This is a genomic window from Burkholderia sp. AU45251, from assembly GCF_030482905.1.
Lineage (GTDB): Bacteria > Pseudomonadota > Gammaproteobacteria > Burkholderiales > Burkholderiaceae > Burkholderia > Burkholderia aenigmatica.
The window spans coordinates 422,653-435,837 of sequence record NZ_JAUJQH010000001.1 but is presented as its reverse complement, the minus strand read 5'-3'; the positions used below and the strand labels follow the sequence as shown (position 1 = coordinate 435,837).

11 protein-coding genes are annotated in these 13,185 nt (G+C 67.6%); 8 read left to right on the top strand and 3 right to left on the bottom strand.

Translation table 11 applies throughout. The annotated features are described in order from the left end of the window. Window positions 1–56 precede the first annotated feature (56 nt). From QZM67_RS01935 to QZM67_RS01915, 5 genes are all read left to right on the top strand, one after another. Window positions 57–995 carry an alpha/beta hydrolase gene (locus tag QZM67_RS01935; protein WP_175024041.1) on the top strand — a complete coding sequence of 313 codons (939 nt, stop codon included), beginning with the start codon at window positions 57–59 and terminating at the stop codon, window positions 993–995. Continuing rightward, window positions 992–2,116: a bifunctional 3,4-dihydroxy-2-butanone-4-phosphate synthase/GTP cyclohydrolase II gene (gene ribBA, locus QZM67_RS01930; protein ID WP_301800428.1), complete on the top strand. Its 1,125-nt coding sequence runs from the start codon at window positions 992–994 to the stop codon at window positions 2,114–2,116. Before QZM67_RS01935 ends, ribBA begins: the two co-directional genes overlap by 4 nt. A gap of 152 nt (window positions 2,117–2,268) precedes the next feature. Then, window positions 2,269–2,697 (top strand): helix-turn-helix transcriptional regulator, encoded by a 429-nt coding sequence (locus QZM67_RS01925; RefSeq protein WP_175024039.1) that lies wholly within the window; start codon window positions 2,269–2,271, stop codon window positions 2,695–2,697. 2 nt (window positions 2,698–2,699) lie between these two features. Beyond that, a complete protein-coding gene (locus tag QZM67_RS01920) occupies window positions 2,700–4,040 on the top strand; it encodes a type II toxin-antitoxin system HipA family toxin (RefSeq protein WP_175024038.1) in 1,341 nt (446 codons plus the stop codon). A gap of 500 nt (window positions 4,041–4,540) precedes the next feature. After that, window positions 4,541–5,776: an NADH:flavin oxidoreductase gene (locus tag QZM67_RS01915; RefSeq protein ID WP_301800426.1), complete on the top strand. Its 1,236-nt coding sequence runs from the start codon at window positions 4,541–4,543 to the stop codon at window positions 5,774–5,776. A gap of 46 nt (window positions 5,777–5,822) precedes the next feature. On the opposite strand, the gene QZM67_RS01910 is transcribed toward QZM67_RS01915, so the two are convergent. Then, entirely contained in the window at window positions 5,823–6,950 is a 1,128-nt protein-coding gene (locus tag QZM67_RS01910) for a 4-hydroxyphenylpyruvate dioxygenase family protein (protein ID WP_175024036.1), read from the bottom strand. Between the two features lie 356 nt (window positions 6,951–7,306). Here QZM67_RS01910 and shiA point away from each other — a divergent pair, with 356 nt between their 5' ends. Beyond that, window positions 7,307–8,614, top strand: coding sequence for a shikimate transporter (gene shiA, locus QZM67_RS01905; protein WP_301800425.1), 1,308 nt, complete (start codon window positions 7,307–7,309; stop codon window positions 8,612–8,614). A 21-nt stretch (window positions 8,615–8,635) separates the two neighbouring features. On the opposite strand, the gene QZM67_RS01900 is transcribed toward shiA, so the two are convergent. After that, a complete protein-coding gene (locus tag QZM67_RS01900) occupies window positions 8,636–9,364 on the bottom strand; it encodes an HNH endonuclease (RefSeq protein ID WP_301800423.1) in 729 nt (242 codons plus the stop codon). A 253-nt stretch (window positions 9,365–9,617) separates the two neighbouring features. On the opposite strand from QZM67_RS01900, the gene QZM67_RS01895 reads away from it, so the two are divergent. Then, the gene (locus QZM67_RS01895) at window positions 9,618–10,919 is read left to right on the top strand and encodes a UDP-N-acetylglucosamine 1-carboxyvinyltransferase (protein WP_060359039.1); all 1,302 of its coding nucleotides are present in this window, start codon (window positions 9,618–9,620) and stop codon (window positions 10,917–10,919) included. 354 nt (window positions 10,920–11,273) lie between these two features. On the opposite strand, the gene QZM67_RS01890 is transcribed toward QZM67_RS01895, so the two are convergent. After that, window positions 11,274–12,215 (bottom strand): energy transducer TonB, encoded by a 942-nt coding sequence (locus QZM67_RS01890; protein ID WP_301800422.1) that lies wholly within the window; start codon window positions 12,213–12,215, stop codon window positions 11,274–11,276. Between the two features lie 128 nt (window positions 12,216–12,343). Between QZM67_RS01890 and QZM67_RS01885 the strand changes: the two genes are divergently transcribed. After that, on the top strand, window positions 12,344–13,114 hold the full coding sequence (locus QZM67_RS01885; protein ID WP_175024032.1) for an IclR family transcriptional regulator C-terminal domain-containing protein: 771 nt from the start codon (window positions 12,344–12,346) through the stop codon (window positions 13,112–13,114). Window positions 13,115–13,185 lie beyond the last annotated feature (71 nt).

Genomic DNA, 13,185 nt, shown 5'->3' with positions numbered 1-13,185 from the left:
AACCGCGACACGGGTTTACCTGATTCAAACCGCATACGATTCAGACAGGAGTCCCCATGCCGCTCGACCCACAGGCGCAGGCGCTGCTCGCCGCGTTCGCCCAGGCACCCGCGATCGATTTCGCGCAGCTCACCGTACCCGCGTATCGCGCGAGTCTTGCCGCCGGCGGCGCATTCGCGCCGGGCGATGCCGTCGCCGCTGAAGAGGACTGGCAGATCCCCGCATCGGGTCGTCAGTTGTCCGCACGGCTGTATCGGCCCGCTGCCGACGGGCCGTTGCCGCTGACCGTGTTTTTCCACGGCGGCGGCTTCGTGTCGTGCGGCATCGATTCGCACGCGAACCTGTGCCGCAGCCTCGCGGCCCGTGCGCGCACGCTCGTGTTGTCGGTCGACTACCGGCTCGCGCCCGAGGCGCGCTTCCCGGCCGCCGCGCACGATGCATGCGACGCCGTGCGCTGGGCCGCCGCCAGTGCGCGCGATCTCGGTGCGCGCGCCGGCGCGGTGGCGGTCGCCGGCGACAGCGCCGGCGGCAATCTTGCGGCGGTTGCCGCGCTGCAGTTGCGCGGTTCGGGCATCGCGATCGCGCACCAGTTGCTGCTGTATCCGGTCGTCGATTGCGCGACTGAGCATCCGTCGTACGAAACGCTCGGCACCGGCTATTTCCTGACGGCGGACATGATGCGCTGGTTCAAGCGGCACTATTTCGACGACGGCGCCGATCGCGCGTCGCCGCTGGCAAGCCCGCTCGCCGCGCCGGACGTCGCGGGCGCGGCACCGGCGACCATCGTGAGCGCCGAATTCGATCCGCTGCGCGACGAGGCCGAAGCGTATGCGTTGCGGCTCGCACAGGCCGGCACGCCGGTGACGCTGGTGCGCTGGCCGGGCCAGCTTCACGGCTTCGCCAGCATGCTCGGCGCCATCGATGCGGCCGACCGCGTGCTGACCTTCGGCGCTGACGCGCTGCGCCGCGCCTTCGGCGCGACGGAGGCACCATGACGCTCGCCGGTACGCTGGAGATCGTCGACGCGCTGCGTGCGGGCCGGATGGTCCTGCTCGTCGACGAAGAGGATCGCGAGAACGAAGGCGATCTCGTGATCGCGGCCGATCACGTGACGCCCGACGCGATCAATTTCATGGCGCGCTTCGGACGCGGGCTGATCTGCCTGACGCTGACCGCCGAACGCTGCGAGCAGTTGCGGCTGCCGCCGATGGCCGATCGCAACGGCACGCCGTTCGGCACCGCGTTCACCGTCAGCATCGAGGCGGCCGAAGGCGTGACGACGGGCATTTCGGCGGCCGATCGTGCACACACGATCCGTGCGGCGGTGCGGGCGGGTGCCCGTCCGGACGATCTCGTGCAGCCCGGCCACGTGTTCCCGATCGCCGCGCGCCCGGGCGGCGTGCTCGTGCGCGCGGGGCATACCGAGGCCGGCTGCGATCTCGCGGCGCTCGCCGGGCTCACGCCCGCCTCGGTGATCTGCGAGGTGATGAACGACGACGGCACGATGGCGCGGCTGCCCGAGCTGAAGACGTTCGCCGCGCGTCACGGGCTGAAGATCGGCACGATCGCCGACCTGATCCATTACCGACGCGAACACGAATCGCTCGTCGAACGCGTCGGCGAGCGGCCGCTGCATACGCCGTGGGGACGATTCCGCGCGATCGAGTATCGCGACACCGTGCACGGCGCGCCGCATCTCGCGCTCGTGCGCGGCGAGCCCGATCCGTCGACGCCCGTGCTGACACGCGTGCACGAATGCCATTCGCTGCTCGACCTGCTCGATGCGGAGCCGTCCGCGCATTCGTGGCCGCTGCATGCCGCGCTGCAACGGATCGACGCGGCCGGCTGCGGCGTGGCGGTGCTGCTCGACTGCGACATGCGCGGCGACGCGATGCGGATGCCGGCCGGCCCTGCCCGCCGCGACGGACGCGTGACGGGGATCGGCTCGCAGATCCTGCGCGAGCTCGGCGTGCGGCGGCTGAACGTGCTGTCGAGCCCGTTCCGGCTGCCCGCGCTGTCGGGGCACGACCTGGAGATCATGGCGTTCATTCCGCTCGGCGACGACGATCCGGAAAGCGCACGGAGCGCGCACGCGAACCCGCTGCGGGCGGCGTGAGGCATTGACGCGGGATGGTCGGCCGGTTTTCCGTTTAACAGGCTATCGTTTGTTTTGGTTAAATACAGCCTTGGATTTGTATTTTGACGATACATGCCATAGACTGTATTTCCCGATTACAAACGATCGCCTGTCATCCCGCGGAGCGCCCGATGGCCTTTCCTGTCCAGACCCTGACCCAGCTGCGTCCGATACTCGTCGGCTTCCGGAAAGCCGCGGGCCTCACGCAGGCGCAATTGGCCGCCCGCCTGGGCGTCACGCAGCAATCCTACGCGCAGCTCGAAGCCAACCCGTCGGCGGTCAGCATCGAGCGGCTCTTCAAAGTGCTGAACACGCTCGGTGTTCACATGACGCTCGCGCAAGGCAAGCAGGATGTCCCGGCGGAATCGGCCGGCCCTGTTCCCGCGCCCGATGCCGCGCCGGCGGTTCGCAAACCGGCGGCGAGCAAACGCAAGCCGGATGCGGCGCGCGGCACCACGCCCGCCAAAAGTCCCGCCAACCCCACAACCGGCGTCGCACGCAAGCGGCCCGCGACGGCAACACCGGCCAAGCCACGGGTATCGAAGCGGGAGGACTGGTGACGATGGCCACGCGCACCCGTCACGACCGGCTCGACCTGTGGATGAACGGCATTCCGGTCGGCTACTGGGAAGTCCGGCGCGGCGTCGAGCGTCTCGTCTACCTGCCGGCCTGGCTCGACGATCCGCAGGGGCGGCCGCTGTCGCTGTCGCTGCCCTTCACGCCCGGCAACCAGCCGCACCAGGGCGCGATCGTCGCCGATTACTTCGACAACCTGCTGCCGGACAGCGAGCCGATCCGCCGTCGCATCGCGCAGCGTTACCGGCTTCGATCGACGGCGCCGTTCGAACTGCTCGCGTCGATCGGCCGCGATTGCGTCGGCGCGATCCAGATGCTGCCGCCCGGCGAAACGCCCGTCGATCTAGAGGCGATCGACGGCGTGACGCTCGACGACGCGGCTGTCGCCGACGTGCTGCGCCACGCGACCGCCGCGCCGCTGCCCGGCCGCCCGGAGCCGGAAGGCGACCTGCGCCTGTCGATTGCCGGCGCGCAGGAAAAGACCGCGTTGCTGCGCCAGGGGAACCGCTGGCTGCGGCCATCGGGCAGCACGCCGACGACGCACATCTTCAAGCTGCCGCTCGGGCGTGTCGGGAACATGCAGGCCGACATGCGAACGTCCGTCGAAAACGAATGGCTGTGCTCCAGGCTCGTCGCCGCGTACGGGTTGCCGGTCGCGCGGTGCGAGATCGGCCGGTTCGACGACCAGAAGGCGCTGATCGTCGAGCGCTTCGACCGGCGCGCTTCGCGCGACCGCACGTGGATCCTGCGGTTGCCGCAGGAGGACATGTGCCAGGCGACCGGCACGCCGTCGGGCGCGAAGTACGAATCCGACGGCGGCCCCGGCATCGAGACGATCATGGGCATCCTCGCGAATTCGGCCGACGCCGCGCACGACCGGATGAATTTCTTCATCGCGCAGCTCGTGTTCTGGGTGCTGGCGGCGATCGACGGGCACGCGAAGAACTTCAGCATCGCGCACCTGCCCGGCAACACGTACCGCAGCACGCCGCTGTACGACGTGCTGTCCGCGCATCCGATCCTCGGCACGCGCCGCAACCAGCTTCCGCCGCGCCGCGCACGGCTCGCGATGGCCGTGTGCGGGAAGAACCGGCACTACGTGATCGGCGAGATCCAGCCGCGTCACTGGATCGCGCAGGGCCGGCGCGTCGGCCTGACCGAAGACGACGTGCGCGCCGCGATGGCGGCCGTCGCCGCACGCACGGAACCCGCGATCGCCGAAGCCGCCGCGCAGATCCCGGCGGATTTTCCCGCGGACGTGGCAGACGCGATCTTCGATGGCATGCGCCGGCAGGTTCGCAAGCTCGGGGCTGGCGAACCCGCGTAATGGCTTGACGGGTGGCTGTTGGGTTTGGGGCAGGCTCGAGCGTCGGGTGGCTTTCGATGCATCGATCGAGGTCAGGTCCGTTTCAGGTCGCGCTCGCGCATCGGCCGGGCTTGAGAACCGGATATGGCGATTCAATGCACGGACTCGATAGATCATCCGGGCCGGACGCACACATCCGCCGCGATCGAGATCCCGTCCAGTACAGGTTGCGCTGGCGCATCGGCCAGGCTCGAGAACCGGATACGGCGATTCAATGCGCGGACTGGACGGCTCACCCGACCGAACTGACGCATCCGCCGCGATGCTGGAATGGAAGCAGCCGGCATCGCATCCCGTCGGATGACGAACGAAGCTTCCGGGGCGCGAGGCCGGCCTGGCTGGCGCGCCCGACGGCACACCGGCTTGCCATCACCGCCACCCGGCTCGTCCACCCGGACGATGCGCGCCTGCGCCGCCGCCGCACAATGGTCGCCGTGCCCATTCCCGACACCCGCCCCCTCATGGAATCCGCCGACCTCACGACCGCGTTCAGCCCGCTGCAGATCGGCCCGCTGACGTTGCGCAACCGCCTGATCAAGTCCGCCACCAACGAGGGCATGACGCCGAACGGCGTGCCGTCGCGCGCGCTCGTCCGCTTTCACGAACGCATCGCCGAAGGTGGCGCCGCGCTGACGACCGTCGCGTACTGCGCGATCAGCGACGACGGCCGCACGTTCGTCGACCAGGCGCGGCTCGACGTGCCGACGGTCCGCCAGTTCCGCGCGCTGACCGACGCCGTCCATCGCCACGGTGCCGCCGCCTCCGCGCAGATCACGCACGGCGGCTGCTTCACGTTCCTGCCGTCGCTGTCGACCGCACGGCCGTTGAGCGCATCGGGCGGCTTCAACAAGGTCGGCGTGATGAGCGGCCGCTTTCTGAAGCAGGCGATGACGCGCGACCAGATGTCGGCCGTTGCCGACGAATTCGCGCAGGCCGCACGCCATGCGCGCGACGCCGGCTTCGATGCGGTCGAGATCCACATGGGGCACGGCTATCTGCTCAGCCAGTTCCTGTCGCCGCTGTACAACCGCCGCCGCGATGCGTACGGCGGCGACGCGGCAAGGCGCGCCGCATTCCCGGTCGAGGTGCTGCGCCGCGTGCTCGATGCGGTGGGCCGCGACCTCGCCGTCGTCTGCAAGATCGGCGTGACCGAAGGCGTGCGCGGCGGCGGCACGGCCGACGACGCATGCGAAATCGCGCGGCGGCTCGAAGCCGAAGGTGCGCACCTGCTCGTGCTCAGCGGCGGAATGAACGTCGAATCGGTGTGGCAGCTGTTCGGCAGCCCGCTACCCGGCGACGCGCGCGCGAATGCCGACAACGCGATCGTGCGCGCCGCGATGGCGCTGCAGAAGCTCACCGAGCCGAAGATGGGCGCGTTTCGCGAGATGTATTTCCTCGAGCACTCGCGGAAAGTGCGCGCGGCCGTCAGGATGCCGCTCGCCTACCTCGGCGGCGTACGTTCGCGCGGGAACGTCGAGCTGGCGATGCGCGAAGGGTTCGACGCGGTCGCGCTTGCACGCGCGCTCGTATTCGAGCCGGGTTTCGTCAACGGGCTGCGTGACGGCCGGCTCGCGCAGTCGGGCTGCACGTCGTGCAACCGCTGTGTCGTGTCGATGTATACGCCGGGCGGCACCGCGTGCGTGCTGCGCGAGCCGAACGACCCCGCGCCGAACCGCGTGCCGGCCGTCGGCGCGTGAAGCATCAGCTATCGCGTGTGACGCCCGATGCGGGCGCCGCGGCCGCTCAGCCGGCGTCGCGCGCGCGGGCGAGCGCCGCGAGATTCCCTTCCCCGAACCCGTGATGCCCTTTGCGCTGCACGACTTCGAAGAAGATTTCGCCGGGCCGCCGCTTGACGAAGGTCTGGAAGAACAGGCGCGGCACGCCGTCGCTGCCGATCTCGCCGTCGACCAGCACCGCCCGGCGGCGCAGCGCGTCGAGATCGACGCCGTGCCCCGGTAGCCGCGCGTCGACGTCGTCGTAATAGCGGGCCGGCGGCTCGATGAATTCGACGCCGTTCGCACGCAGCGCATCGACGCACGACAGGATGTCGTCGGTGGCCAGCGCGACATGCTGCACGCCCTCGCCCGGATGGTCGGGAAGATACGCGTGCATCAGCTCGGTGCGCCGCGTACCTTCCTCGTAGACCGGAATCCGCACCGCGCCGCACGGCGACACCATCACACGCGATTCCTCCGACACATGCCAGTGCGCGTCGATTTCGTGGATCTCGCGAAAATGCAGCAGGTCGTGGTAGAAATCCAGCCACTCCTGCATGCGCCCCGCGCCGACTGTCTGCGTGAAATGATCGACCTGCTGCAGCCCGACGCCCACGCAGTCGAGATCGGTATGCGCGGTCGCGATGTCGATCGGCCGGAAATCGATGTCGAAGATCGAGATATCGCCGACGCCGCCACGCTGGCCGTCGCGCCCGCGCCAGCGGTCGACGAAATAGAGGTGCGAATCGCCGATGCCCTGGATCGCCGGAATCTTCAGCTCGCCGACCCCGACCTTCTCGCCTTCGAACGCCCACGCGCCGAGCTCGATTGCCCGCTCGAACGCGCGCCGCGCGCTGGCCACGCGCAACCCGATCGCGCAGACGCCCATCCCGTATTCCTCCGCGTAGCGTGCGGCGAACGATTCGGGCTCGGCGTTGATCAGGAAATGCATCTGCCCTTGCCGATAGAGCGTGACGTTCTTGCTGACATGCCGCGCGATCGCCTTGAACCCGAGCTGCTCGAAGCGCTGCGCGAGCGCTTCCGGCACGGGCGCCGCGAATTCGACGAATTCGAGGCCGGCCATCCCGAGCGGATTGGCAGCCGGATCGGCAACGGGCGGCGTATCGCTGGACAGGGGGTGGGAATTGCCGGGCATTCCAGTCTCCGGGGGCATGCGTCGATGGGGATGGCGCCCGTCGCGTGCGGCATGCGCGGCCAGGGCGGCCGCCGCGCATCCGCCCCGAACGGGCGAGTTATCAATGCTGCCGATTTTAACCAGATCGTTCACGCCGGCACACCCTGGCCAAACGGGATATCGCCACGCCGCCTAGTGCAAACCCGGAAAGCGTTCGATAATCGCACGGATTTGAACGATAATCGCGCACCTTGCCCGTTTGGCCAATTGCCGCCGGGCGGCGCGCGCCCTATTCTCCGTTCACCCACCGACTTCAATGCAGCATCGGACGCGGCACCGCCACGATTCCTCGATGCGCCGTGCCAGGAGACACCGCCATGACCCCAACCATCGACACACTCGACGCCACCGTCAGTGCCCGCATACGCAGCCAGGCCCGCAAGGCCGCGATCGGCAGCTTCGTCGGCGCCGTGGTCGACTGGTACGACTTCCTGCTGTACGGGATCGTCGCCGCGCTGGTATTCAATTCCGAGTTCTTCCCGAAAGTCAGCCCGACGATGGGCACGCTCGCGGCATTCGCGACCTTCGGCGTCGGCTTCCTGTTCCGGCCGCTCGGCGGCGTCGTGTTCGGTCACTACGGCGACCGGCTCGGCCGCAAGCGGATGCTGGTGCTGACCGTGATGCTGATGGGGCTGTCGACGGTCGCGATCGGCCTGCTGCCGGCGTTTTCGACGATCGGCTGGTGGGCGCCCGTGCTGCTGGTGCTGATGCGCGCGATCCAGGGTTTCGCGGTCGGCGGCGAATGGGGCGGCGCGGCGCTGATGGCCGTCGAGAGCGCGCCGAAGCAAAAGAAGGCGTTCTACAGCAGCGGCGTGCAGGTCGGCTACGGCGTCGGCCTCGTGCTGGCCACGGGCATCGTGTCGATCCTGAGCCACACGCTCGGCGAGGCCGCATTCAAGTCGTGGGGCTGGCGCCTGCCGTTCGTGTTCAGCATCGTGCTCGTGCTGATCGGGCTGTGGGTGCGCAAGAACATGGACGAATCGCAGGAGTTCGTCGACCAGGTCGAACACGGCAACCGCAAGCTGCGCCTGCCGGTGCTCGAAGCGCTGACGCGCCATCCGAAGGCGTTCCTGCTGATCATCGCGCTGCGCCTCGCCGAACTGTTCACGATGTACATCGTCACCGCGTTCGCGCTCAGCTATTCGACGACGAATCTCGGCATGTCGCGCGACCTGTTCCTGAACATCGGCCTGCTGGTCGGCGCGGTGAGCTGCGTGACGATCCCGTGCTTCGCGTGGCTGGCCGACCGCTACGGCCTGCGCCGCATCTACCTGATCGGCGCGCTGATCGGCGTCGCGTCGGCGGTGCCGTTCTTCCTCGCGCTCGAGGCGCGGTCGATCGCGTGGATCGTGATCTTCTCGATCCTGCTCGCGAACGCCGCGCACGACATGGTCGTGAGCGTCCAGCAGCCGCTGTTCACCGAGCTGTTCGGCGCCGAATACCGCTATAGCGGCGCGGGCGTCGGCTACCAGTTCGCGAGCGTGGTCGGCGGCGGGTTCACGCCGTTCATCGCGGTAGGCCTCGTCAGCGTGGCCGGCGGTTCGTGGCACCTCGTCGCCGGTTATCTCGCGGTGGGCTGCCTGATCTCGCTGGTCGTCGCCGCGCGGATGCGGGCGGCGCAGTAACGCAGGAAACGCCCGTCGCCGTTACGCGCGAACGAGACGCGGCAAACGTGCGTAAAGGCGTTCTACGAGTTGTCTGGCGTTTTCGCCGTAATGCAACTCACGGTGGCAGTTTGGGCAAACAGCCACCGTATTCGACACAAGATCGGGACCCAACTCCGCCAGCTTGCGGACATGGTGCGCTTCCAAATACGGCAGGCCATCTGCTCCCTTGAACGGCGCGGGCTCGCTACAGCATTCGCACGTCCCGTTCGCTTGCGCCAATACCCACGCCTTGACCAATGGATCGCGGCGAATTTGGGTCACGGTCGCACTGGTGGCCGCAGGATTCGCGTTTCCCGGCGGTGGCGCAATCTGCGCCTTTTTCAACGCGTCGCGCACGTCGAGTTCGAATTTCACGGCCGGAGCAGCCGGCCGCTGCCCCAGTTCGTTGATGAATTGCTCGATCAGCACACCGTTCGAACCAACGTTTTTCGCCGGCTTGAGCCCGGGAAGCCATTGGCGCCCCATCAACGCCAGTACATAGGAAATATTCTGCATTCGGTACTCGAACGCTTTCGCCGTGCGATTGAACAGCCCGGCCAGCCTGTCGTACACGGCCTTCTTGACGTAAGGCTGCCCCGCGCGCTCGCTCTCGAGCATTTTGAGATATTCATCGACTGAAGAACGGAGTTCTTCATGCGTCCACGGCCGACCGTCGGCATTCGCGGAAACGTCGTCAGATACGAGGGATTTTGGTGTTGGCGTCGACATGAAGGGCCGCATTCGGGAGTCCGGTCTCTATTTTACGAGATAAGAAACCGGTCTGATCCCAGTCACCGCAGCTGACTATTTCCGTTTCTGCGCGCCAGTCTTAGCGTTGGATTGCCGATATCGTCCGTGTCCAACGTCAAACACCGTCAATCACACCCACCGATTCCCCCTTTTCCCCTCTGAACATTCCACGCCGCCCGCCGACCAATGGCATCATATGGGCCTACGTCAGTCACCGATACGCCCCCATATCATGTCGAATCTCATCGTCCACGGCGGCACTCCGCTGCGCGGGGACATCAAGCCGTCCGCGAACAAGAACGCCGTCCTGCCGATTCTGTGCGCCACCCTGTTGACCGATCAGCCGCTGCGTCTCATCGGCGTGCCGGATATCACCGACGTACGCAAGATCCTCGACATCTTCCGCACGCTCGGCAGCGATGTATCGGTCGACTTCACGACTGGCCTGCTCGAGCTCCACCATCGCAACACGAAATTCGATCCGGCGGTCCATCGGCTGCCGGAAGCGATGCGCTCGTCGATCATGCTGATCCCGCCGCTGCTCGCGCGTTTCGGCGTCGCCCGCCTCGAGAACGACGTGAAGGGCTGCACGCTCGGCGTGCGCGAAATCGATCCGCACGTCGAGGTGTTCGAGCGCTTCGGCGCGCACATCGAGCGCACGCCCGATTCGCTGATCGTCCGCACCGACGGCCCGCTGACGGCCAACGACCACTGGCTCGACTACGCGTCGGTGACGACCACCGAGAACTTCGCGCTGTGCGCGACGACCGCGAACGGCACGTCGACACTGATGAATGCCGCGTCCGAGCCGCATGTGCAGGAGTTCTGCCAGTTCCTCGCGATGATCGGCGTCGCGATCGAGGGCATCGGCACGTCGCGGCTCTGCGTGACGGGCGGCCGCAAGCTCGGCGGCGGTGAGTTCCGCTTCGCCGAGGATTTCCACGAGATCGCGACGTTCCTCGCGCTCGGCGCGATCACGGGCGGCGACATCACGGTGCGCAACTCGTCGCCCGAACACTTCCCGCTGATCGACCGCACGTTCGCGAAGTTCGGCGTCAACGTCACGCACCGCGACGGCTGGTCGCGCGCGGAACGCGACGGCCCGCTGCGCGTGCGCCGCCCGTTCACGCAGAACATTCTCACCAAGGTCGAAGCCGCGCCGTGGCCATACCTGCCGGTCGACCTGCTGCCGATCTTCATCGCGCTCGGCGTGCGCGCGGAAGGCAGCGCGATGTTCTGGAACAAGGTCTACGACGGTGCGCTCGGCTGGTCGGGCGAACTGTCGAAGTTCGGCGCGCACGTGCTGCTGTCCGATCCGCATCGTCTGATCACGTTCGGCGGCCTGCAACTGACGCCGGCGCGCGTCGAGAGCCCGTACATCATCCGCGTCGCGATCGCGCTGCTGATGGTGGCCGCAAGCATCGAAGGCCGCTCGGAAATCATGAACGCGCTGCCGATCCGCCGCGCACACCCGCACTTCGTCGAGAACCTGCGTTCGGTCGGCGCGAACGTCGAGTGGACGAGCAGCGAGTAACGAGCGCTGCGCCGGAGGCGGTACGCGTGATATCGCGGCCGCCTTTTCCCTTTCCGTGTTCTTCCGGCTGCCTCGACAGTCAGCCCGGCAATCAGCATCACCTGCCCGTCGGCCGGTTCCAGCCGGCCGTGCTCCCCGCTTGGCGTCACTCCCCGCAGTCGACGTCGCCCGCGCCCATGTGATCGAAGCCGTACAGCATCACGCGGTCGTCCCGCGTGCGGGATGGCTCGGCCGCTGGCCGAGGCTGTCGTCGGTCGGGCTCGATGAATACCGGACGCTCGTGTCCATCCAGTTGTCCGAAGCCTTCCGCAGCCCTGAAAACGGCGCACCTCGCCACGACGTCATGACTGCCGCTCAGTGCGACGTCCCCAACGCCATCGTTTTCACTACGCTGCGGAACAGCGGCAAGGCTTTCGGCATGTCTTCCACATAGGTCGCGCACGTCAGGCTGATCCGGTAGTTCGGTGTATCGCCGAGCGCCATGTACAGCCTGACGCGCTCATGATCGGGCCCGATCTTCGGCGAATACACGGTTTCCTGCCCCTTCACGCCGCCGCCGAGCTCGATCGGCGACATGCGCTCGATCACGCCGAGGATCGAAATCGTCGACTCGATCGACGCCTTCAGGTTGGCGATCGCCTCCGGTGAATTCAGTTGGCGCTGCGATACGTCGGCCATCGCGGAAGATTGCGACTTCAGCGCCACCGCGCACAGGCTGCTCGATTTCCCCGCATAGCGCGGCACCGGCTCGGGATTCGTCACGTCGACGACCAGCGGCATCGACGGCCGCGTATGCCGTTCCCCCAACTGCAGCGGCACCGGCACCGAGAACGACAGCCCCGTCATCGCATCGCTGAACCGCCGCCCGTCGCCGGCATCCGGTTGCGCCGAGCCGAGATCGAAGACGATCGGCACATTGAGCAGCATCGAATCCTGGGGCATGTCCGGCGAGAACGCCGGCACGTTCCCGCCCCGGAACGCGGCCACCGCCGCCTGATCCAGATCCGTATAGCCCGACGACTGCCCGATTTCCACCTGCGTCACCGAACCGTCGCGGCTGATTCGTGCGCTCAGGCGCGCCTTGTAAGTGCCGGACGACGGATGGCCCGACCCGGCCGGGATCTGCAGCCGCTGCAGGATGGCCTGCCTGACCGCCACGGTCCATGCGTCCTGCGTGGCCGGCACCCCTGCACAAACCTGCGCCGCCGGCAACGACACCAGCGCCGCCAGCACGGCGCAGCGGGCGATACGGCGGGCGATTGGCAGGAGGAGATATCGGTTGTCGTCGACGGTCATGTTCCGGGCTCGGGGCACACATCCAGCGTCGAATCATACAAGCCCGGCCATGCGTTGCGACAGAGCCGATTTGCGCGATAATCGCCCATTCGTGCGCGATTACCGCGCACCCAGGCGCCCCTCCTACGATGAAAAAGCCCGAACTCGACCGACGCGACTGGATTGCCGGCCTCGAAAAAGGCCTGGCGATCCTCGAGGCGTTCGACAGCCACCACGCGCGCATGACGCCCACCCAGGCCGCCGCGCGTACCGGCCTCACGCGCACGGCCGCGCGGCGCTACCTGCTGACGCTCGAATCGCTCGGCTACGTGTACACCGACGGCAAGCTGTACGGCCTCACACCGCGCGTGCTGCGGGTCGGCTGGTCGTACTTCGATTCGGCGCGGCTGCCGCGCACGGTCCAGCCCTATCTGCAGCAATTGAGCGCATCGCTGAACGAGTCGGCGTATGTGAGCGTGCTCGACGGCTGGGAACTCGTGTTCATCGCGCGCAACGGCGTGTCGCGCGTGATGACGACCGGCTTCGTGCTCGGCGCGCGCGTGCCGGCGCCGCTGACGTCGCCGGGTGTCGTGCTGCTCGCCCATCATCCCGATCGCGAAGCCGTGCGCGCGTGGCTCGACGACACCGAACTGCCGCCGTTCACGCCGCACACGATCACCAACAAGGCACGCCTGCTCGAACAGGTCGACCAGGCACGCGACGCCGGTTTCGCGGCGATCGAACAGCAATTGCAGGTCGGCGTGCGCGGGATCGCGGTGCCGCTGAAGAACCGTCACGGCGAAGTGGTCGCCGCGCTGAGCACGAACATGCCGATCGGCGCGGAGACGACCGACGCAGCCGTGCGGCGCGTCCTGCCGCACCTGCAGGAAGCCGCGCTCGCGATGCTGAATGTGCTGTAGCGGCAGCACCCGCCCAGGCCGCGGCCGCCCGATCTCGTTACGCGACGGATGGCGCCCACCTGCCGGAATCG